This window comes from Clostridium sp. AM54-37XD (assembly GCF_003478225.1).
GTDB classification, from domain to species: Bacteria; Bacillota; Clostridia; order Lachnospirales; family Lachnospiraceae; genus Coprococcus; species Coprococcus ammoniilyticus.
Genome location: NZ_QUEV01000019.1, coordinates 1 through 22,743 on the forward strand (window position 1 = coordinate 1; position 22,743 = coordinate 22,743).

Here is a 22,743-nt window from a genome sequence, read left to right on the forward strand (position 1 = left end):
GTAGTTCAAGTTTGAGAGTCTTGTAAGTGAATAAGTGAATCAAACTGTAGCAACTGTTTCTGAGCCTGTTTTTAAGTTTGAGAGTCTTGTAAGTGAATAAGTGAATCAAACCGTCAACATTCATTGAAAGGATCTGGTCCAGTTTGAGAGTCTTGTAAGTGAATAAGTGAATCAAACTCCGGTTGTTAGCCGGATATTCTCGCCCGCGTTTGAGAGTCTTGTAAGTGAATAAGTGAATCAAACCCAGCACAGGGGATATAATTAGATTTGAAGAGTTTGAGAGTCTTGTAAGTGAATAAGTGAATCAAACTTTAAGGGAGATTTAAACATGGAAGAAAGAGTTTGAGAGTCTTGTAAGTGAATAAGTGAATCAAACTTCCGGATACATCCCATTCCTCTTCTGCAAGTTTGAGAGTCTTGTAAGTGAATAAGTGAATCAAACATTCCTCATTAAAAGTGTTTGCGCGTACGTGTTTGAGAGTCTTGTAAGTGAATAAGTGAATCAAACTGTGATGGTGCGGGATGTTGAAGAGACAGAGTTTGAGAGTCTTGTAAGTGAATAAGTGAATCAAACATCACACACTCGTAAATTATATTCTTGATAGTTTGAGAGTCTTGTAAGTGAATAAGTGAATCAAACTCTGTGATATGAATAGGCTGCTCGTCTACAGTTTGAGAGTCTTGTAAGTGAATAAGTGAATCAAACTTGAATGATCCATCTAATAAGATTCCAGAAGTTTGAGAGTCTTGTAAGTGAATAAGTGAATCAAACTCAGATACCTTTTTCTTTGATAAAGCCTTTGTTTGAGAGTCTTGTAAGTGAATAAGTGAATCAAACTAGCGGCGTTTCAAATGAGTGGCAGCGTCGTTTGAGAGTCTTGTAAGTGAATAAGTGAATCAAACACAACAAAGTCGTATACTGGTGATGCTGACGTTTGAGAGTCTTGTAAGTGAATAAGTGGAATCAACCTGCGGTAATTACCTGTAAAATTCACAAGTGACTGGTTTGTAGAGTCTTGTAAGTGAATAAGTGAATCAACCACATCGGGTCTTCAATGATGTCTGCAAGTGTTTGAGAGTCTTGTAAGTGAATAAGTGAATCAAACAATGTTACAAAACCATATCTGATTTTGCAAGTTTGAGAGTCTTGTAAGTGAATAAGTGAATCAAACCTAAAATCCGATAAGTAATTGCCAGATTCTGTTTGAGAGTCCTGTAAGTGAATTAAACTGTGAAGCAGATGGAAGGACGATACACTTTGTCTGAGAGCCTTGTAAGTAAATAATAAAAAGAAAAAAATAAGAAAGGAATTAATTAATGGATAATAATCAAATAACAAATAATCAGTTTAAAGGAATTATAAAGATGATTATAGCACTCATAAAAAGTGATATACCTAAGGAAGAGTTACTAGAATATTTAACTGATTTGGTTGAAGAATAATGTATATATGAGTGTAAACAAAGTGTATGTTGAAAGATATGTAAGAACATGACTATATAGATATAGCAGAATGCTATTTCCCCCCACCACAGCCTTACTTACCACATCCCCTATATGCTATTCGGATTCTGTGGTGGGGAGAGCTTTGTTCTGGTTCCTTTTTATTACATGCTAGAATGTCTTCTGCAGAAATTCTGCATGCGATTTATAGTAGCGATAGTATTCGGTACCCTTTTCCTGACCATACTTGGTTACGAAGAGGTTGTGAATTTCCCGAAGGTTTGCTTTATGCGGGTATAGTTTTTTATAGAAATCATCAATGAGAGCAATACCGGCATTAGAGTAAACAATCGATAAGAATTTACGGTATTTTGTTTTCTTTTGCCAGTTGACCTTTGGTATCTCGTAGGATGAACTCTTTACTATACCATAGATATAACTTCCTTTTTCCTGACCGTAGATTGATATAAGTATGTTGTGGATGGCGGATAGATTACTTTTCCCGACACAGGAAAGTAATGTATCGACCTGTTCCTTATCATACAGCGGCGTAGATACAGCTTCTGGAATAGCAGCCTGTTTATCAATCTTAACAGGAACAGCAATTTTGACAGGATTCGTAGCAGGAGTGGTTTCTACGATCACGTCCGGCTTTGGATTTTCTGCCTTTATTACTGAATCATCAATACTTTCCGGTACTGCAGTAAAAGCTGGAATTGCAGGAAGCATTGGCTTTTGTATAGATAGTTCATTTGCCAGTGTGTGGAAAATGGAGGGAGCCTTGCGGCATACATGGTATCCGCGTTCCGTCCAGAAATGTACCACGCTGTCAAAACCTTTATCTTTTGAAACAATGATGAGGTTGTCGTCCGGATTTTTAACTGTATACGAACCAAGGTAGGTTACAAGTTGAAAATCTAAGGCATTATCAGTTCCGTTTTCACAGAGGATGAACTCAGGTTCAAAAGGGGACTGTTTCAATGCGACAACATTTGCATAGGACATGTTAGGAGATTTATCGGTGTAGAATACAAGGATACAGTCATCGTTATTCAGATAATCAAATAGTTGTATCCAGGAATCACCGACGTTCTCACTATCTACAAAAAATATATTTCTCATGATCACCTCGTTTAACCAGAACAAAATAAGTATAGCATATAATTTTATCGAACTGAACAAGAAAATGTCGACATAAATGTCGGCAAAAAAACAACACCTCCACCCCTTAGTAGTTTCATATGCAATACATTTCAGAAATTCTGTCTTGTATCATATGACCACCATGGAGCAGAGGTACTTTATATTATGCGGCTATTTAATGAATCGCTTCTGAATTCATAACAGTCTTAGCTGTACCGGCATAAGGGTAAGCCCAGAGAAAACTGCTTATTTTACTATAAGTAACATCCATATTCAGTTCATAGGACTGTACATTTTTGAGATTCTTAATCTTTACATCTTGTGTAGCACGAACCTTGAGCCGGAGTGTTTCATTTGCCTTAAGAGTCAGGCTCTGGTTGCTTTTGTATTTCTTCCATGGGCCATCACCTTTGCGATAGGAAATGATATCAACACCTGTTTCAATGGTCGAACCATCGTCCAGTTCAATCGTCAGTACAGCGTTGTCATATAATTTCAATGTGTCATTATAGGCTTTGCTGGTAATCTTATATACTGTTTCGTTATCAGCACATTTTACACTGTTGTCAAATTTGAACGTATATTTACCGCTTCGGTTTGTTGCAGATATCTGTTCGTAGTCTGTAAATGCACTGTAATATTTCTTCTTGCCGACTTTAAGATAAGTTCTGACCTTATAGCGGTATGTCTTGCCTGCTGTTACTGTCTTGTCTTTGTAGTTCAGACTGTCTACACTTTTCTTGACTGTGGCAATCTTCTTGTAGCCTACGATACCCATTTCTTTCCGGTAGATTTCATATCCGGTTGGAAGTACGCCGCCTGAACTGTATAATTTCAGCGTGATCGACTTTGTACTTCTTGGGGCTTCTGCAAACTGGTACTCGTCAAATGAACACACAGGGCCTGTATAGGCAGAAGCTGGGATACCGGTTTCGATAACTTTCTTTTTGTTTTTATAACCACGTATCATATAAGTATAACGTTTTTCCGGTTTCGCTTTTTTGTCGGTATAGCTTTTCTTCTTACCCGAAATGGTTGCGATCAGTTTGTATTTGCCTGCGTTCCAATCCTCATCCGCAACCGCTCGGTAGATCTTGTATTGTGTAACTCCTTTTTGTGCTCCCCATGACAATTTCACCGAGGTGATTGAGGTAGCGGTAGCTGTTACGTCAAGATAGTCACTGGCTTTTGCTGCCGGCATGCTTGTAAACATGAGCTCTCCGATCATAATAAACATGAGTATGAGACTGATAATCTTTTTGTTCATAACCTCAACTCCTTTCTTCGTCCGATATATACGGCTCCATAACCCTAAATTCCAACATATCATCAGATTGATATGTTTATATAAATTATACCATATACATATGCACATCCGGTACTGAAAAAGTATCGTCAAAATGACGAAAAAATCAGGAAAATAGGCGGCTTGCGGCTATATTTGGCAGATTATGCATTCTATCAAAATCTCCCTTATAAAGTCCATTGACGACCTGCGATAGATAAATCAAAGTAGTAAGCCGAAAGTATTAATAAATATCCCGTTGCATATCAGCCTGCCTGAGATAAATGTTGAGAGTGGATGATGGGTAGATGCTTTCAAATACAGTCCTTGCTTATGGTGTTTGTATCGACCAAGGCATAGCATGATATGACATTAGCGAGGCTTTCGTAATAGAATGCATATTGTCAGTAAATACGAGTGCCTGTTTGAGCCGAAGGCGAGTTGGCACAGGAGTATTTACGAATTAGACATATGCATTCTATAGAAAACGGAGCGAGTCATATGTGCTATGTCGGGGTCGATACAAACACCATAAGCAAGGTTACGCTATCACATCACCCCTCCATCAGCCGGATAAGCTCCTTTGCAGCATTTGACAGATAATGCCCGTTCATATAGCCGATGCCAAGTGTATAGCTTGCGCTTGGATAGTTAAGCTGGATCACATTGAGGTTGTCAGTCAGCTTCCGGTCAGACAGAAAATTGCCGGGATAAACCGTGCATCCATAGTGGTTGATACACAGATTATATAAGGTTTCCAGATTGTTGGATTCCACACCAACCTTGACAGCCATTTTTCAGACTGGAAGATGCTGTTCATGGCACTCCGGATCGTATTGCCGGTTTTATTGAGAAGAAAATTGCAAGGTTCCAGAACCTGGATCCTTCCGGTGCTGATCAGGATGCTCTTGACGTGACTGAAGTCCGGTCCGAAACAATTTTTTAGATATTCATCCGTAACCAGCAGGTACAGATGATCTTCCCCTAAGGTATAGTATGCAATATCATCGGCAAACGGAAGCTGTTCTAACATCAGGTCGATATCCCACTTTACCAACATGTTCTGCAGCTCGATCGAATTATCTTCGATAACCTGGATGTTGATATCCGGGTAGTCGGTCTGGAACTTCGTTAAGATCGTTGGAAGCAGGAGCGCACCCCGGTTCAATCGCAGCGAAGATGTTATATCCGGAAAGAAAGGTACTTGCTGTTACAGGTGATGGTGGTTTCATGATGAATTGTCAGGAGATTGAAACAGCTGTTCGGATGAATGTTCCGATCGTCGTTCTAGTCATGCGGGATGACAGCTATGGTTTGATCAAATGGAAACAGGATGACCGGTTTGGCGATCACTGTTTTGTAGATTTACAAATCCGGATTTTGTAAAAATGGCAGAGAGCATGCATGCAGTCGGACTTCGTGTAGATAAAACAGAAGATTTGAAGGATGTTCTGGAACAGGCATTTGCATCTGGTAAAGTCTGTATCATTGACTGCCCGGTTGACTATGCAGAGAATACAAAACTGACGGAACACTTAAAACAGATGATCGCAGAATTGGAATGATAAATGTATGAAATGCGCGAAGCACATCATGCAGCTATTTAGAAATAAAAAATCTCATAGTATCCTCTTACCATCTATGATAAAATAGAACCAGTATAAAAGGTACGGAATACAGTATAAAACAAGAGGGTGCACAGACTGGATGCACAGCAGATTGATACAGGGGTGATGCTATGAGAAGATATAGGAAACTGAAAATATTTGTGGCAGGGCTTGCCATGATCGCAGCGGCGGCAACGGGCGGCGGAACCGTATTTGCAGCGGGAACAACAATGGCAGGTATAACAACAGATAAAACGCACGATACTCTGTCAGGAACGGAAGAACAGACAGAGGAAGAAGCGGATACATCTATACAGATTGAAGATCGACAAGAAGAAACAGATAAAGATGAGATCTTGGTTGCGGAGCCGGAAGAGGATTCGTATGGCTGGGAAGAAATCCTGGGTGACGTAAATGCGGTCACGATGGGAAATGGAATATCCGCCTATAATCTTCGGGAAGACAGGACAGCAACGGACCGGTATTATGATCAGTTGGATGATGTGTCAAAAGAAATCTATAATATCTTATATGATGCTTATAAAGATGGCTCTACAACGAGTACGATCACGTTGAATTATTCCAGCGTGTGGAAGGATCAGAAGATTACGATCACATCGGATAATAAGATGGTCATGCCGGATACCTTTCATCCACAGGTGCTGAGCTGGGAACGTGACATGCTGACTCCTGCATTTCTTGCTCTGATCTATGACCATCCGGAGCTTAGCTGGCTGTCGGGTGCAACCTATTACATGTCATACAAAATAAATGGAATTTCATATAATCCGTCGGAACTGGATGAGGATAACAGTATGGTAAAAGATATAACAGTTCCATATATTACGACCTATATCAAAGAACCGTCGGTGGATGCTACAAAGGCAGAGATGGATACGATCGTGTCGGAAGCAACGGAATCGATCAATAAGAAGCTTGCGGGAAGTACATCCAGATATCAGACCATAAAAGAGATTCATGATTATATCTGTAACAGTACATCCTATGCAAAATCTAATACGACAAGCAGTGAATATCAATCGGCTTACAGTGCATTTCGTGACACGAATGGTGATGGAACGGTGGAGACGGTCTGTGCAGGATATTCCAGAGGCTTTAAGCTGTTGTGCGATGCATATGGAATACCATGTGTGCTTGTGACCGGAGTGACAGATACCGGTGGAGCCCATATGTGGGATCTGGTTCAGATGGAGGACGGTATCTGGTATGGAGTAGATGCGACCTGGGATGACCAGACCAGCCGGACCTATTATGATTTCTTTTTGGTTGGATATGCAACGAAGCCGGATCATTTTGCAAAGACCGATTTCGGAAGCTGTCATATAGCAGAAGGCGCCTGGGATGCAAATGGCGCATATGAATTCGTCTATCCGGAACTGAGTACAGACCTGTATCATGAAGATCAGGATGGAGATGGAATCTGTGATCTGTGTAATGCAATGTTAGATGGTATGAGCGCATTACTTGCCGGATATTCGCTCCGGCTGGAGGAGGAGACGGGGATCTGCTTTTATCTGCGGTTTACAAATACAGTTTTAAATGACAGCGGCGCATATATGGAATTTACGATGCCGGATGGAAGCACAACGCAACAGAAGGTGACGGATGCAGAGAAGCAGACAGTAAATGGAAAACAGTATTATGTATTTACCTGTTATGTGGCAGCAAAGGAGATGGCGGATGATATCCGGGCACAGGTATTTCTGTCCGATGGAACTGCCTGCGGAACAATATATCGGTATTCGGTTCAGGATTATGCGGGATATATGTTAGACCGGAGCAGTACCTATACAGCAGAACTTCCGGTCGTGAAGGCAATGCTGAATTACGGAACTGCCGCACAGGAATTGTTTGGTTATCATACCGGTGATCTGGCAAATGCAATTCTGCCGGAGACGGAACGTCAGATAGGAAGCATGGATCTGACTGCACTTGCATCCTATCAGTCCGTGCAGACAGGAAATATGCCGGATGGAATTTCCTATTATGGAAGCTCCTTGGTGCTACGTTCAGGAACACTGATCCGTCATTATTTTACAAAAGCAGGTGATGTGGAGCTGAGTGATATAACATTTACCTTAAATGGAAATGCAGTAACTCCGGTATCCATCGGATCCAATATGTTTTATATAGAAATTCCTGCCGTGCATATTCAGAACATTACACAGATGAATACATTGGCAGCAGGAGAGAGTGGAGCGATAACATATGGTGTTTTAAGTTATGCGTATACGGTGTTGTCGGCTCAGACATATGGAAGCACGCTGGAACAGGTTATGAAAGCTATGGTTATATATCAGCAGGCAGCACAGACCTATCTTGCCAGATGACACATGCTTGTTCAGAATATAAACGAGGGCAAAGAACCGACAAAATAAAAAAGAATCAAAAAATAGAAATAAAGACGAATTAAAACAGGAGACAGTATACAAGCATGAGTTGTACACGGTCTCCTGTGTTTCTATCCGATAAAATCCGGATCATTATTTATTTTTTACGAGCCTGTACCATATATTCTTTGAAAGAGGCACGCAGGCTTCGCTCGATATTCGGAATAATATGTCCGTTTTCATTATTTTGCCATACCGCCTGCAGGAAGAATGAATTTCCGGTCAGGAAACGATTCCTTGTAAAGGCATCCGTCTGTTCCTGATCCTGAAAACGACATAATTCGATATCATCATGATATAGAATCTCGGCTGCGGTGTGGAACTGTCCGTCCGTACAGTACCATTTGTAGATACCGTGAAAAGTTGTACGGCAATACCATCCAAGGAAGGTAAAGCTTTATAACGGAATGGATTCTTTGCCAGTTTTACAACTGCGTTGCCGTCATATTTCTCATTTGGACGAAATTCAATCGATTTTTCCCGGATCGATTTGTTCAATCCAAAAGTAAATAATCGACAGACAAGATTTTTATTCTTAGCAGAGGAAGCATAGATCAGGTTAAATGGTTCCTTCTTAAAATGCGTATCTGCCAGATTGTATTTCTTTTCAACAGAATGGATCGCATTCAGTATGAAATCACCGGAGGCTTTTCGTTTTTCCTCCAGAAGCTGACCAACTTTGCTATAATCGATCGGTTTTGCTGATTTTGTACTGTCATAGGTTTTTGTAAAACGGCGATTCTCTAAATCAAAGGTTTTTAAGATTGTATCAACCTTATCGCCATGTCTTGCACCAACATAAAACTGCTTTTCAAATAAGATCGAGAATGCACAGGCATGGAATGAATTTGTAAAGATGTATTCTGCCTGTTCTATATATCCAAGCCATTCATCCGGACCAACATTATAGATGACTTTGTAATCGCCTTCTTTTGGCAGATGGACATTGCTTTCATAGGAGGACAGAATGATAAGTTCCAGACCTTTTTCTTTTGCAAATGCCAGAGCCTTCTGGATGGAGTCAATCGCACGCTCCATTACAGCGTAGAGCAGGACATATTTGCGTTCCTGATTTCTGGGCGGGATCGCAATATCGTGCCAGAATTTTTTATCCTTTAAGAATACAGGATCCAGTACAACCGGAACATCTTTCCCCGTCAGTTCATGAATGTGTTCGGCAAAGCTTGACTCTCTCGCAGCAATTGCCTCGAATGGCGTTGTATATTCGATAAATTCTTTTTCCTGTTCTTTTGTCCAGCCGTTAAAGACACCACGACTGACAGCATATCCGATCTTCGGAGCGTTTTTCATAGGCTCGGCAGCCAGAAAAAATCCACGGTCAAAGCCTTTATCCGGATTGTACTGCCAGATAACATCCGTAGCACAGATGTAGCAGTCAAAATCCAGTTTCTGATCATCCAGATCGTCATGGTGATAGGTTTCTTTGGTGCGGATATAATGAGCATTGATAAAGTTCTCAAATTTCTGATACCGCTTTGGCCATATCGTGTACAACTTGGCAAATTTATTGATCGTAAGTATTTTCAGGTTATGCTTATGTGTCCAGACCTTTTGTTCATCTTTTGTAAGGCCTTCCGGCATTATTTCTGTCAGAGCTTTGTTGTAGCCATGTTGCAGATAAAAATGCAGAGGATAGACCGGATCGTATTCTTTGTTATTGTAGATAGGCATATAGTCAATGACTGTACTTTCGATGCCATGATCTGATAAAAATTGCTGGAAAGCATATGTGTGTAAAGGACACGCAAAATTAAGTGCTTTCGTATGTGTATTTATTGAAATAATCCCTATCTTCAAAACGATAGTTCCTCCCTGAACTTTACATATAATTTATAAACCTTAACAGGCCACATATAGTTTTATTTTATCTTATAATTATATATAAATCAAGCGCAAAAGACAGAATCAGACATTTGTCGTGGAAAATCGATCAGTTAATTCCTTTCATTGTAAGCTGGATCCGTTTCTTGGCAAGATCCACGCTCATAACCTTAACCGTTACGATGTCACCGACGCTGACGACATCCAATGGATGCTTGATGAATTTATCGGACATCTGGGAGATATGCACCAGACCATCCTGATGAACACCGATGTCGACAAATGCACCAAAATCGATTACATTGCGGACGGTTCCCTTTAAGATCATGCCTTCCTTCAGATCCTTCATTTCAAGGATATCACCACGCAGGATCGGCTGTGGCATTTCGCTTCTAGGATCTCTGGCTGGTTTTTCCAGTTCTTTTACAAGGTCGGTGACGGTTACTGTTCCGACACCCAGTTCCTTTGCGAGTGCTTTGATATCACCGGCTGCTTTTGTAATGCCCTTTAACTGACCGGATGCAAGATCATCCATGGAATAACCGAGATGCTGGATCAGTGTTTCAGTAACCTCATAGCTTTCCGGGTGGACAGAGGTTGCGTCCAGTGGATTTGTACCACCAGTGATCCTCATAAATCCGGCACACTGTTCAAATGCTTTCGGACCAAGTTTAGCAACCTTTAACAGTTCTTTTCTGTTCTTAAAACGGCCATTTGCTTCTCTGTATTCTACGATATTTTTTGCCAGGGTTTTGTTGATACCGGAAATATGTTCCATCAGAGGAGCGGAAGCGGTATTTAGATCGACACCGACCTGGTTTACGGAATCTTCTACAACAGCGTCTAATGCTTCTGTCAGCTTCTTTTGATTCATATCGTGCTGATACTGACCGACACCGATCGCTTTTGGATCAATCTTGACCAGCTCGGCAAGCGGATCCTGAAGTCTTCTTGCGATTGAAGCAGCACTACGCTGGCCTACATCAAAGTTCGGGAATTCTTCTGTTGCAAGTTTACTTGCAGAGTAGACGGATGCGCCGGCTTCGTTTACGATCACATATTGAATCTTTGTATCCAGCTCATGGATAAGATCTGCAATGATCGCTTCGGATTCACGGGAAGCAGTACCGTTTCCAACTGAGATAAGGGAAATATGATATTTCTTGATCAGATCTTTTAAGATCTTCTTGGATTCTTCCACTTTGTTCTGAGGGGCAGTTGGGTAAATAACCTTAGTGGCGAGCACCTTTCCGGTTGCATCAACGACTGCCAGCTTACATCCGGTACGGAAAGCAGGATCCCAGCCGAGAACCACATGACCATTGATCGGTGGCTGCATTAAAAGCTGCTTTAAGTTGCTGCCAAATACCTTGATCGCGCCATCTTCAGCAGCTTCTGTCAGACTGCTTCGAATATCGCGCTCAATAGAAGGTGCGATCAGACGTTCATAACTGTCAGTTATAGTATTTCTTAAAATATCATTTGTATTTGGATTGTCGCGTACGATCACCTGACGGATCAGATAAGCGGTGATCTCATCAACCGGTGCGTCAATCTTAACAGAGAGAAATTTTTCCTTTTCTCCACGGTTGATTGCAAGTGTACGGTATCCGGCCATTTTGCGTACAGGTGTGCTGAAATCATAATACATTTCATATACGGATTCTGCTTCCGGATCCTTGGCAGCTGTCATCAAAATACCTTTGTCCATTGTAAGGTTTCGGATTTCGGTACGATATTCAGCATTATCTGAAATAGATTCTGCAATAATGTCCATAGCTCCGGCGATGGCTTCTTCTGCAGAGTGGACTTCTTTTTCCTCGGATACATAAGCCAGTGCTTCCTCCGGAATCGACTTATTTGTCATCTGAAGGGAGATGATGTTGGCAAGTCCGGTAAGACCTTTGCTCTGTGCGATTGTCGCACGCGTTTTTCTCTTTGGTTTATAAGGACGATACAGATCTTCCACTGCAACGAGTGTTTCAGCAGCCAGAATTGACTTCTTTAGTTCATCGGTCAGCATGCCCTGTTCTTCGATCGAAGCGAGGACCTTTTCCTTCCGGTCTTCCAGTCCTCTGAGATAAGTGAGCCGTTCATCCAGAGTACGAAGCTGTTCATCGTTTAAAGAACCGGTAGCTTCCTTTCTGTATCTTGCAATAAAAGGGATCGTGCATCCCTCATCTATCAATTTAACGGCAGCAGCTACCTGCTCCTGCCGGCACATAAGTTCCTGACTGATTTTCAAAATAATATCCATAATCGTGAAACCTCTTTCTTAATTTGTATCATTCACCGTAACAGGCAATGCCATGTATATAATGTGTGTTCTGATGCGGATCTGGTGATACGAGAACAATCGAATATAGTGCAATGACATATATATTGTGCGTTCAAGTCCGCTTGTTGCAACCCGCACGGACAGGTTGGAACATTATATAGTTGAATATTACGGGAAAACAGAATCTAGTATATGCGAAATTCCGGCAGGATTCAAGCTTGGAGACAGACAAATTATGGAAAAGTACAAGACAGAAAAACGAAGCAGATGAAAAAATGAAGTATCTATAAAATGACAGATTTGCTGGAAAGATATGGGTGGCTGTGTTATACTGAAATAGATACAAGGTGCGGGTGGACATGTCCGGTTATGTCATATTAAATACCAGTTAAGGTACAGAATGGAGCAGAACATGCAGGGTTTTACAAATACAGCAGACAGGAATGAAACAATTTCTTATATAGAAGAATGTGGCTGCCAGACAGAAGCAGCAGAAGCAGATTGCGTGAAGACTGCAATGGCATTTGCCAGGCAATGTCATCAGGGCAGACACGTCTTGGAAGAGATGGCAAAGTGCCGTATTATGATGAACATATTCTTGGCGTTTACCATATATTAAAGGACGAATGCCATGTAGAGGATGAAACTGTACTTGTAGTTGCGTTATTGCATGATACGGTAGAAGATACGGACTGTACATTTGAAGATATTGAAAAGATCTTTGGTACGGATATCAGGGATCATGTATATTTATTAAGTAAACTTGAAGGAGAGACCTTCTCTGACTATTCAAAACGTCTATTTGACCACGCCCCGGCACAGGTGGTCATGATTAAACTTGCAGACAGACTGCATAATCTAAGAACTATCCTTTTTGTATCCAATCGCAAATGGATCCAGAGAAAAGTAAATCAGACTTATACCGATATCCTTGACCGGTTAGAACAGGTAAAAGACAATCTGGGAGAGAACTATGCTTCCGAGATATCTATGTTAAAAGATAAAATTATCGAACAACTTGCTGTTGTTCAGGCAGAACTGGACAAGAAGCGGGAGACAATTCAATAATACCGATTTCTCTGTCCGTCGGACTTTCGAAATCGTACAGCTATTCGCCCTTCTTGCGCATATCTGTTTATCTGCCAAATAAATAAGCAGCGTTGTCTTTATACAGACACGTTGCTTATTTGCTTGGCAGATTTATTGTCATATGTTTTCAATCTGCCAGTCGATCGGTTCAACACCGTGCTCGGTCAGGAAGTTGTTCGTTTTGCTGAAAGGCTTGCTTCCCCAGAAACCACGATAGACAGATAACGGACTTGGATGCGGAGCTTTTAAGATCAGATGATTCGGATTGTTTAACATCGAAGCTTTTTTTTGTGCATACGATCCCCATAAGATGAATACGATCGGACGATCCTGGCGGTTTAAGATCTCCATACAGGCGTCTGTAAATTGTTCCCAGCCATGTCCCTGATGGGAATTTGCCTGATGCGCCCGGACGGTCAGAACAGCATTTAACATCAGGACACCCTGCTCTGCCCATTTGACAAGATAACCATTATTGGGTATATAGCAGCCAAGGTCATCGTGAAGCTCCTGATAGATATTAGCAAGAGAAGGCGGGATGTCGACACCCGGCTTTACGCTGAAGCTCAGACCATGCGCCTGCCCTACGTTGTGGTAAGGATCCTGCCCGATGATAACACATTTGACCTTTGATAATGGTGTCAGATGGAACGCATTGAATATATCATCGGCAGGAGGAAAGATCTCTCTTGTGGCATATTCATGTCCGACAAAATTAAACAGTTCTTTATAATATTCTTTTTTATATTCGGGCTTCAGTTCCGCAGCCCAATCATTTGAAATAGCTGGCATAATTCAGACTCCTTATCTATAGTGTAAAGAATACGTTTTTCATTTCGAGACGACATTCTGCATTCTGAAAATAAAAAGAATAGCATATGTGTTCATTTTTAAAAATAGTGTAACATAAAGAATATTTAATGTAAATTTTAAGGTGTAATTTTACTCTGAAACATTGTCAGGTGAGAGACTTTGTGGTATCATCTTTTCAAATGAAATTTTTGCAGAAGGGGTGCTGAAAATGGAGAAAGCATATAAGACAATGAAAACTTCAGGCGCAATAAATATTGCATTAGGCGTAGTGGTTCTGGTGCTTGGACTTGCATCCGGTATATTGATGATCGCATCAGGCGGTTGTCTCTTGAAGAACAAACGTCATATTGTATGGTAGGAATGACAATCCTATGCACGCGGATACAGGAAGAACAGTTGCCGCGTGCATATTTTTTGCAGATCTTTTCATGACGGAGTTTTTCTGTAAAAATGGGGTTGACAGACAGCGAGACACTGTGTTAAAGTCGATACAGATAATACGATGAAGAGGAATAGTAGAATCTATGAAGCATTCAGAGAGTTGCCGGTTGGTGTGAGACAACAGTGGAACAGATTTGAACTCGCCTCAGAGTAGCCCGCTGAAAGGAAGTAGGATGGGATGGAACCTGACCATTATAGCAGGAGGATATAAGAGATTCTATCTGTATCTGTAACGAGAGCATACAACATGTATGAAATAGAGTGGTACCGCGTATAACTTACGTCTCTATAGGTGATGAGATGTAGGTTTTTTTATTGCCATATTTTATGTAATATATGAATCGGAGAACAAAAGCCGTTACAGGAGCTTATACAGAAAACAGAAACAGGAGGTTAAACATGAAGAATTTTGAGCATTACAAAAGAGGCTACTATATGCCGCCGGAAAAGTCTACAAAATGGGTAGAAAAGGAATACGTTGATAAGGCACCGATCTGGTGTAGTGTAGATTTAAGAGATGGAAATCAGGCACTGATCGTTCCGATGAATCTGGATGAGAAACTGGAGTTCTTCAAGGAACTTGTACGAATCGGTTTCAAAGAGATCGAGATCGGTTTCCCTGCAGCATCAGAAACAGAATATGAGTTCTGCCGTACCCTGATCGAGAAGGATATGATACCGGATGATGTAACCATTCAGGTACTGACACAGGCAAGACCACATATTATTAAGAAGACATTTGAAGCAATTGACGGCGCAAAGAATGCAATCGTTCACCTGTATAATTCAACATCTTATGCACAGAGAACACAGGTATTTAAGAAATCCCAAGAAGAGATTTTACAGCTTGCTGTCGATGGAGCAAAACTGTTGAATCAGATGGCAGAAGAACATGGAGTGAACTATCCATTTGAATATTCACCGGAGAGCTTTACCGGAACAGAGATCGATTATGCACTGGAAGTATGTAATGCAGTTATTAAAGAATGGAAGCCTACCCCGGATCGTAAGGTTATCATCAACCTTCCTGCAACCGTAGAGATGTCACTGCCACATGTATATGCAAGTCAGATCGAGTACATGAGCGAACATCTGATTGACAGAGAAAATGTTATCCTGTCCTTACATCCGCACAATGACCGTGGCTGTGGCGTAGCAGATGCGGAGCTTGGTATTCTTGCAGGTGCAGACAGAATCGAGGGAACTTTATTTGGAAATGGTGAAAGAACCGGTAATGTAGATATCATCACACTTGCGATGAACATGTTCACACATGGAGTAGATCCTGAACTGGATCTGTCCGACATTCCAAAGCTGACAGAATTATATGAGCGCGTGACAAATATGCATGTATACGAGCGTTCTCCATATACAGGTAAATTAGTCTTTGCAGCATTCTCAGGATCTCATCAGGATGCGATCGCAAAGGGTATGAAGTACAGAGAAGATCAGGGAGACGGCATGTGGACAGTACCATACCTGCCTCTGAATCCGGAAGACATCGGAAGAAAGTACGACGGAGATGTTATCCGTATCAACAGTCAGTCAGGAAAGGGTGGAATCGGTTATATTCTTCAGTCCAAGTATGGCTTTGATCTTCCGGCCAAATTCCGTGAAGACCTTGGATACACAGTTAAAGATGTATCCGATAAGGCACATAAAGAATTATCCGCTGCAGAAGTACTGGATATTTTCCAGCGTACATATGTCAATATTGAAGGCCCGGTTCAGATGTTAGAATGCCATTTTGTGCAGGGCGATGGAATCTCAACGGAGATCACGATCATGAAATATGGTGAGAAGAAAGTATATCATGGTAAAGGAAATGGACGTCTGGATGCTGTCAGCAATGCAATTAAAAAGCATTTTGACATTGACTTCAAGATCATCTGCTATGAGGAGCATGCATTACAGGTTGGCTCTAACTCACAGGCAGTCGCTTATGTAGGTCTGGAAGGAAAAGATGGAATAGTTACCTGGGGTGCAGGCATTAAGGATGATATTATTGATGCATCTGTATATGCCTTAATCTCAGCAATCAACAGAACAGGCGTGTTATAATAAATAAAAAGCCATTCAGCCGGTATAATAATAGTATCGGTTGGATGGCTTTTTAATTTTTTTGAAAAAAGACTATGAAGTCTGGCTCAGCTTTTTATAGCAGTAGCCGATAATATCTTTTCGGGTTACGATACCGATGAACTTGTTGTGGTCGTCGACTACCGGAACAAAGTTCTGTGCCATTGCACGGGCAATCAGATCTTCCATGTTTGAGTTGATTGATACGGAGGCATATTCGAATTTTTTCGGAATGTCGGACAGATGGATATCTTCAGATTCGGACAGATGGTTTAATCCGGCTTTCTTGCAGAACCAGAGAATATCACCCTCGGTGATTGTTCCGACATATTCGCCGTTACCCGACAGAATCGGGATTGCTGAATATCGATGGATCTCCATCTTTTCAAGAATCTGTCTTAAAGTAAATGTATTTTCTATAAATGCAACCTCGCTCTTGGGAGTCAGAAAAAATAAAATATTCATAGGTCAGGTTAAATCCTCCTTTATGTAAAATATATGCTGTTTAAAAGTCATATCTGCCGGTATTGTTTTTGTTGTACCGGTAGTTGTTTTTTCTATTATAGAAGAAGTGGACACGGTTTGCAATTTACATTCTCTTAATTTTGTTTGAAAAAAGTGTGACAGATTACAGAGAAACCAGAGAAAAAACTTCTGGTTGTTTAATAAGGGGTTATTTGTTAAAATAAATATAGTGCAGGCTTGTGCGTGTACATTTACAGACAGGAGGAAAACTATGGCTGCGGATAACGTATATGATGAAGATCAGGAATACCTGATTGAAGCACGTGATACAATCTCCGAATTAGAAGATTTAAAAGATAAGCTGGAGGAGATCAAACTGCTCCAGAAGAAGAATAAACGGGCAATCGTCCGGGAAGAACGGGCGACCGGCGATGAGATCAGTGCCACGTTAAAGAAAAGAAAAGAACAGATCGCTGCAAGCTATGACAGACAGATCGATGTAAATAATTCCAAGATCCGTCAAGTGCAGACGAAGAAGGATAAAAAGAAAAGCCAGAGAATGGAAGATAGGATCAATAAGGAGACGGCAGATATCCGGGAGGAGAATCGTCAGCTGAATGCGACTATCAAGACCTTATTCAAAAAGAACCATGTTCCGCCGTTTTGTAATACGAAGATGTATTATTGTCTGTTTTCCCCAAAAGGCATGAGCGAATTTCTGGAGCTGTTTGTAATTCTTTTGGTTGCATGTGGAGGAATTCCTGCAGCAGTGATAGCGGTTTTGATGAATACAAAGTTTAAGACAGGAAGTCATACTGCAATGTGCGTGTTGATTGCAGCATTGATCATAATTGCTGAGTTTATTATTTATTTTATTGTATTTAACCTGACAAAGGTGAAACATAGGGATTTGATCCGGGAGGGAAGAAGAACCCGCGATAAGATCATAGCCAATGAGAAGGCTGTAAAAGCAATCAAGAATTCAATTGCAAAGGATAAGGATGAGAGTATTTACAGATTGGGTAAATATGATAAAAAGATTCAGGAATTAGAGGATGCAGGTGGAGTGATCAGTGATGAAAAACTGGATGCGCTTCGTACATTCGAGAAAGAAACCAAGCAGTTGATTACGGATGAGATTACCGGACGCAGAAAAGAGAAACTGGACCGGTTGAAATCCGAACGTGATACACTGGAAAATGATTTCGGTGATACGCAGAAGAAGATATCTGAATACGAGCTTATGATCACGAACAAATATGAAACATATCTCGGAAAGGATTTTTGTACAGAAGAGAAATTATCTGATCTGATCTCAATTATGGAAGAAGGATCAGCAAGTACAGTATCTGAGGCTATCAAAGTTTATAAGGGAGATGACAGATGATGATCGGCATAGATCAAAGCCTTTCCGATGTATTCTGCCATTTGTTTAACTGTATATAATCTGGTATTCTGGAGAAGATTTGCTCCGGTATGACCAGACAGATTCACAATTCCGGTAATGGACATATCGCCTATTGCCGGAAGTTTTTTATTTACGCCTTTTCCGGGAAAAAGGTGGGAGTTGGTGAGCGTGACCAGTCCCATGTCCTTTGACATGCCAAGAGAGGCATCGACAGCAATCACAAAAGGATTGTCAAAGTCCGCATAAATGTGTTCGATGGTATCCTTGATATTTAAAGCATGGACAGGGTATTGCAGCGTGCCTGCAACCTGATAGGTTGTGTTGTGAGCCAGGATATAATCACCGACCAGAGGACCAAGGGCATCTCCGGTTGCGCGGTCTGTGCCGATGCAGATAACGATGATATCCTTGGAAGCACCATCCATTTCATATATCATTTCTATGATCTTATCCCCAAGTGCTTTACAGGTATGGCTACGGCTGGGATCAAAATATTCAGTTTTTCGTTTCGTTTGTTTTTTGCTGATATTCATAAACACCTTCCAGAAAATGTATCTTACTATAAAGTATTACCAGGATTGATAAAGTTTACACAAAGCTGAAAAATAAAATGTCGAAATAATAAAAAAGAAAAAATATGGATTGCAGGATCTGTTGACAAAATTTGATAAGTACAGGCTATCTGGAATGCTATTATCAGAATTAATCTCAAAATAGAGAACTTTCGATAGAACGAAAGTAAATAAAAGAATGGGGAGTGTTATCATGATAGAGATTGTATATGACAAGGCGACAGCAGAAAAAAATGCAAAAAATGATGGTCACTACAGAATGCCAAAGAATATCAGACAGATAGGAAATGCCCCGGATAAAAAGAAGATATACATAGAAGATTATGTAATGACATTTCTTCGCAAGATTGCAGAGCCGGGAAATACAACCTCCCGCGGTGCGATCCTGCTTGGAGAATATTTTAAAGACGGGGATACAGAGACCTTGTTCATCAGTGGAGCGGTAGAAGCACAGAATCTGGAGTTTGATGTAGAACAGATTAAATTTGATGATCATATCTGGAGCAAGCTCTATGCGGATATCAATAAATATTTTGAAAATCTGTCAGTTGTGGGATGGTTTTTATCCAGGATGGGATTTTCAACAGAAATCAATGACAAGATTACCAGACTTCATCTGGAAAATTTTCGGGGAAGAGATAAGGTACTGTTTGTTATGGATTCTCTGGAATGTGATGATGCCTTTTATGTATGTGAGAAGAACCGGCTGATGCGGCAACGTGGATACTATATTTATTATGTCAGAAATGAAGCAATGCAGAGCTACATTATCAGCCGTAAGAATATGTCCTGTGAGGACAAGCAGAACGCAGCAGTACGGAAGGATGCGGAGCTTGTAAAGAATTTCCGCGCCATGCGCGGTGACACACCTGAAAAACCAAAGAAGAACCGCACCTATGTCCGGTATGCAGTAGCCTCTTTTGCAGCTTTATTTGTACTATCCATGGGAGTTGCTGTATCCGGAAACTATGATAAAATGAAGAACATCGAATCTACGATCCGCAAAATGGAACTGGAAAATGGAGATTCCGGGGTACAGGTATTTTCAAACAGCAATACAGAACAGACAATATATACAAAAGATATAGACAGTACGACTGCCGGAACATCGGCTGTTACGGAAACGCAGACAGAGTCTGCCGGCACAGATAAGGCAGGAGTAACAGGATCAAATGGGGCACAGAACAAAACGCAGGTAGATCAACCGGATACAGGGAGTCTGATAACAACGGAACAGACAACTTCACAGGACAATACTCAGGAAAATACCCAGGAGACAATGGCAGAGGGAATTCTGCAGTATTATACGATTAAAGAAGGAGATACATTGATGAGTATTTCGATCAAGATGTACAAGTCTCCGGAATATGTGGATGCCCTGATGAATGCAAATGGAATTAAAGAAGGAGATACAATCTATCCGGGGGAAAAAATAGCTATTCCATCTGTAAACTAAAAATGATATACTGTCCACATGTGAAAAGAAAAACTCTTATTTAAAATTGCAGATAATATAGAGGTATGGTATGACAAAAGAAACAACTGAAGAACTGAATAAAAAAAGAAAACCTGCTTTTGGGAAACGTCGTTTTGAAAAACAGGACAGGACACAGGATACAGACAGCAACATAATAGAAGTAACACCAGGAATGTCAGGAAGATTAAAGCTGCTGATCCTTTTACTTGTGATATTAATTGCAGCGGTAACGATCGTATCCGTGCGCAGATACATCAGCACAAGAGAATATAGAGCATATGACGTGGTGACATCTACCGAGACATCCGGAGATAATATAGCCAATTATGTATTGTTCAGTGATAATGTCCTGAAGGTAACAAAAGATGGAGTATCCTATATTGATCAGAGTGGTAATACTGTCTGGGACTGCAGCTATTCCATGAAGATGCCGCAGGTAGTTGTAAATGGAGACTATGCTGCAGTTGCAGATCTGAATGGCAGAGATGTGTATGTATTTAATAAATCCGGTAAGGTCAGTAACCAGACACTGAACTATGATATTACCAATATCGACGTGGCAGCACAGGGCGTTTATGTAGTGATCCTGTCGGGAGAAAAAGAAAATTATATCAATGCTTACGATAAAGACAGCAAGAGTATATATGAGATGAAGACATCGATCGAGAACAGTGGGTATCCGCTGGATATTGCAATATCAGATGACGGAGCCAAGTTATTTACCAGTTATGTGAAGGTAGACGGGACTTCTGTGCCGGATTATCTTGCAGCCTATAATTTCGGATCTGTGGGACAGAATGAGAATGCGGATCGTCTGATGGGTGGCTTTACCTTTGATGACACCATATTTCCATACATAGATTTTGTAGACAATGACACAGTTGTCTGTTTTGGTGATAATAAGATCGTTGTATACGCCATGTCTGAAAAACCAAGTGAAAAAGCGGAGATCAATCTGGAGAACCGTGAGATGCTTGGTGTATTTGCAAATACAAAATATCTGGGTTATATCACGGCAGATAACGAAGATAGTGACAACAGATACCATATCTATATCTATGATATGAGTGGTAAGCTGACAGCAGAAACGGATTATAACAATTCATTTTCCAATATATATGCAACAGATGATGAACTTATCATTTCGGGGGAATTCGACTGCAGTATTTATTATCTGAATGGAGCAAGAAAGTTTGCAACGACCTTTAATAAGAATCTGATCAATATTGTGCCATCCAAAAATAAGCTGGAGTATATTGCGATATTTGAAAATGAAACCCAGGTGATCAAATTAAAGTTAAAGAACGAAAAGGAGAAAAAATGAATCTGTTAGTTCTCGGAATTCTGGCATTTATTTTGCTACTGGTATTTCGTGGATATAGAAAAGGCTTTTTTAAAAGTGCTGCCAGCGCGATAGGAATTGTGCTGGCAGTTCTTCTTACTGCTATATTATATCCTGGCGTGAATAAACTGTTGTGTCAGTATACCGTTCTGGATGATGTCATAGAACAGAAAATCATAGAAAAATTTGAACTGCCGGAAGAAACAAAGACGGCAACAAGAAATGAAGAGATTGATACGATAGAAAATCTGGACCTTCCGGATAATGTGAAAGGCTGGCTGATTGCAAACTGCAACGGAGAAACGTTCCTGGAGAGTGGGGTGGATAATGTATGCAGTTATATTGCAAAGTCTTTAACAGCGATGGTAATGCGGGGAATTTCCTATGTGCTTACACTCCTGGTGCTGTTGCTTCTTCTTCATATATTGATTATGGTGCTTGATGTTGCAAACTATATACCAATCGTAAAAAGCATTAACAAAGCCGGAGGTGCAATATTTGGTGCCGGACAGGGAATCTTAATTGTCTGGATCTTTATGGGGATTGTGACGCTGTTGTCAACATTTAGCTGGGCATATCAGGTCATACAGATGATCGATGAAAGTCCGCTTTTGGCATGGCTTTACAAAAAAGACATTTTTTTGAAAATAATAGTTGACATCTTGGAAAAGATTTAGTATAGTATCACTTGCTGGTCGCGAGAACAGCTTGAGCAACAAAAAAAGATTGAAAATAATCGAAAAAAGTTGTTGACAAACATTGACGATATGTGTTAATATATCGGAGTTGCTGTTCGAAACAGTAACAAACAACGACAAATGATTTCATGATGATTCTCATCTGGAAAGCATGCAGAACATCAAAAAAGAAATTAAAAAAGTTGTTGACAAAGAACACTGAATGTGATAACATATAGAAGTTGTTGCTGATGAGTTCGACAACAAAGAACCTTGAAAAATTAACAACATGACAACCCTGAAATTCCAAATAAAGAATTTCAAAAAGAACGTAACAGACGCAAGTCTGATACAAACCAAGAACAGTAAAG

General features: G+C 40.6%; 20 protein-coding genes, 1 CRISPR repeat array and 1 other annotated feature. Of the genes, 12 read left to right on the top strand and 8 right to left on the bottom strand.

Translation table 11 applies throughout. The features are described from left to right. Positions 1-9 precede the first annotated feature (9 nt). A CRISPR array of direct repeats spans positions 10-1,238; the repeat unit is 36 nt; unit sequence GTTTGAGAGTCTTGTAAGTGAATAAGTGAATCAAAC. A gap of 79 nt (positions 1,239-1,317) precedes the next feature. Beyond that, the gene (locus DXA07_RS13805; protein ID WP_274597683.1) at positions 1,318-1,443 is read left to right on the top strand and encodes a hypothetical protein; all 126 of its coding nucleotides are present in this window, start codon (positions 1,318-1,320) and stop codon (positions 1,441-1,443) included. 171 nt (positions 1,444-1,614) lie between these two features. On the opposite strand, the gene DXA07_RS12725 is transcribed toward DXA07_RS13805, so the two are convergent. From DXA07_RS12725 to DXA07_RS12735, 3 genes are all read right to left on the bottom strand, one after another. Then, positions 1,615-2,565 carry a PIN domain-containing protein gene (locus tag DXA07_RS12725; RefSeq protein ID WP_118484850.1) on the bottom strand — a complete coding sequence of 317 codons (951 nt, stop codon included), beginning with the start codon at positions 2,563-2,565 and terminating at the stop codon, positions 1,615-1,617. Between the two features lie 196 nt (positions 2,566-2,761). After that, complete coding sequence (locus tag DXA07_RS12730) at positions 2,762-3,853, bottom strand: fibronectin type III domain-containing protein (RefSeq protein ID WP_118484852.1); 1,092 nt, start codon at positions 3,851-3,853, stop codon at positions 2,762-2,764. Between the two features lie 697 nt (positions 3,854-4,550). After that, on the bottom strand, positions 4,551-5,039 hold the full coding sequence (locus tag DXA07_RS12735) for a LysR family transcriptional regulator substrate-binding protein (RefSeq protein ID WP_173789112.1): 489 nt from the start codon (positions 5,037-5,039) through the stop codon (positions 4,551-4,553). On the opposite strand from DXA07_RS12735, the gene DXA07_RS13810 reads away from it, so the two are divergent. From DXA07_RS13810 to DXA07_RS12745, 3 genes are all read left to right on the top strand, one after another. Further along, positions 5,012-5,257 (top strand): thiamine pyrophosphate-dependent enzyme, encoded by a 246-nt coding sequence (locus DXA07_RS13810; RefSeq protein ID WP_284467269.1) that lies wholly within the window; start codon positions 5,012-5,014, stop codon positions 5,255-5,257. The two genes, DXA07_RS12735 and DXA07_RS13810, sit on opposite strands and share 28 nt — an antisense overlap. 2 nt (positions 5,258-5,259) lie before the next feature. Beyond that, positions 5,260-5,436, top strand: coding sequence for a hypothetical protein (locus DXA07_RS13815; protein ID WP_284467270.1), 177 nt, complete (start codon positions 5,260-5,262; stop codon positions 5,434-5,436). Positions 5,437-5,609: 173 nt separating this feature from the next. After that, on the top strand, positions 5,610-7,829 hold the full coding sequence (locus DXA07_RS12745; protein ID WP_118484856.1) for a transglutaminase domain-containing protein: 2,220 nt from the start codon (positions 5,610-5,612) through the stop codon (positions 7,827-7,829). Between the two features lie 282 nt (positions 7,830-8,111). Here DXA07_RS12745 and DXA07_RS12750 read toward each other — a convergent pair whose 3' ends face one another. Both DXA07_RS12750 and DXA07_RS12755 read right to left on the bottom strand, forming a co-directional pair. Next, positions 8,112-9,707, bottom strand: a complete 1,596-nt coding sequence (locus DXA07_RS12750) for a polysaccharide pyruvyl transferase family protein (RefSeq protein WP_182427549.1) — start codon at positions 9,705-9,707, stop codon at positions 8,112-8,114. Between the two features lie 133 nt (positions 9,708-9,840). Beyond that, the gene (locus tag DXA07_RS12755; RefSeq protein ID WP_118484860.1) at positions 9,841-11,988 is read right to left on the bottom strand and encodes a Tex family protein; all 2,148 of its coding nucleotides are present in this window, start codon (positions 11,986-11,988) and stop codon (positions 9,841-9,843) included. Positions 11,989-12,421: 433 nt separating this feature from the next. On the opposite strand from DXA07_RS12755, the gene DXA07_RS13615 reads away from it, so the two are divergent. Further along, positions 12,422-12,628: a hypothetical protein gene (locus DXA07_RS13615; protein ID WP_243015452.1), complete on the top strand. Its 207-nt coding sequence runs from the start codon at positions 12,422-12,424 to the stop codon at positions 12,626-12,628. Beyond that, positions 12,583-13,077 (top strand): HD domain-containing protein, encoded by a 495-nt coding sequence (locus DXA07_RS12760; RefSeq protein ID WP_243015453.1) that lies wholly within the window; start codon positions 12,583-12,585, stop codon positions 13,075-13,077. The genes DXA07_RS13615 and DXA07_RS12760 overlap by 46 nt, the downstream gene beginning before the upstream one ends. A gap of 138 nt (positions 13,078-13,215) precedes the next feature. Here the strand turns inward: DXA07_RS12760 and DXA07_RS12765 are convergent, their stop codons facing one another. Continuing rightward, positions 13,216-13,890, bottom strand: coding sequence for a uracil-DNA glycosylase (locus DXA07_RS12765; protein ID WP_021943376.1), 675 nt, complete (start codon positions 13,888-13,890; stop codon positions 13,216-13,218). Positions 13,891-14,119: 229 nt separating this feature from the next. On the opposite strand from DXA07_RS12765, the gene DXA07_RS13135 reads away from it, so the two are divergent. Continuing rightward, positions 14,120-14,269 carry a hypothetical protein gene (locus tag DXA07_RS13135; protein WP_021943377.1) on the top strand — a complete coding sequence of 50 codons (150 nt, stop codon included), beginning with the start codon at positions 14,120-14,122 and terminating at the stop codon, positions 14,267-14,269. Positions 14,270-14,404: 135 nt separating this feature from the next. After that, positions 14,405-14,643, top strand: a binding site (T-box leader). Positions 14,644-14,751: 108 nt separating this feature from the next. Then, on the top strand, positions 14,752-16,413 hold the full coding sequence (locus DXA07_RS12770) for a 2-isopropylmalate synthase (RefSeq protein ID WP_117808667.1): 1,662 nt from the start codon (positions 14,752-14,754) through the stop codon (positions 16,411-16,413). A gap of 72 nt (positions 16,414-16,485) precedes the next feature. On the opposite strand, the gene DXA07_RS12775 is transcribed toward DXA07_RS12770, so the two are convergent. Further along, entirely contained in the window at positions 16,486-16,896 is a 411-nt protein-coding gene (locus tag DXA07_RS12775; protein WP_117808666.1) for a CBS domain-containing protein, read from the bottom strand. A gap of 271 nt (positions 16,897-17,167) precedes the next feature. On the opposite strand from DXA07_RS12775, the gene DXA07_RS12780 reads away from it, so the two are divergent. After that, positions 17,168-18,283: a hypothetical protein gene (locus DXA07_RS12780; protein ID WP_117822879.1), complete on the top strand. Its 1,116-nt coding sequence runs from the start codon at positions 17,168-17,170 to the stop codon at positions 18,281-18,283. Here the strand turns inward: DXA07_RS12780 and yyaC are convergent. Then, a complete protein-coding gene (yyaC, locus tag DXA07_RS12785; RefSeq protein WP_021943380.1) occupies positions 18,262-18,837 on the bottom strand; it encodes a spore protease YyaC in 576 nt (191 codons plus the stop codon). The genes DXA07_RS12780 and yyaC overlap by 22 nt on opposite strands. Before the next feature lie 232 nt (positions 18,838-19,069). Here yyaC and DXA07_RS12790 point away from each other — a divergent pair, with 232 nt between their 5' ends. The 3 genes from DXA07_RS12790 (at position 19,070) to DXA07_RS12800 (ending at position 22,372) form a co-directional block, all read left to right on the top strand. Continuing rightward, positions 19,070-20,332, top strand: a complete 1,263-nt coding sequence (locus tag DXA07_RS12790; protein ID WP_182427548.1) for a LysM peptidoglycan-binding domain-containing protein — start codon at positions 19,070-19,072, stop codon at positions 20,330-20,332. A 70-nt stretch (positions 20,333-20,402) separates the two neighbouring features. Further along, a complete protein-coding gene (locus DXA07_RS12795) occupies positions 20,403-21,677 on the top strand; it encodes a DUF5711 family protein (RefSeq protein ID WP_117785366.1) in 1,275 nt (424 codons plus the stop codon). Continuing rightward, on the top strand, positions 21,674-22,372 hold the full coding sequence (locus tag DXA07_RS12800; RefSeq protein WP_117808663.1) for a CvpA family protein: 699 nt from the start codon (positions 21,674-21,676) through the stop codon (positions 22,370-22,372). The genes DXA07_RS12795 and DXA07_RS12800 overlap by 4 nt, the downstream gene beginning before the upstream one ends. The last annotated feature ends 371 nt before the right edge of the window (positions 22,373-22,743 follow it).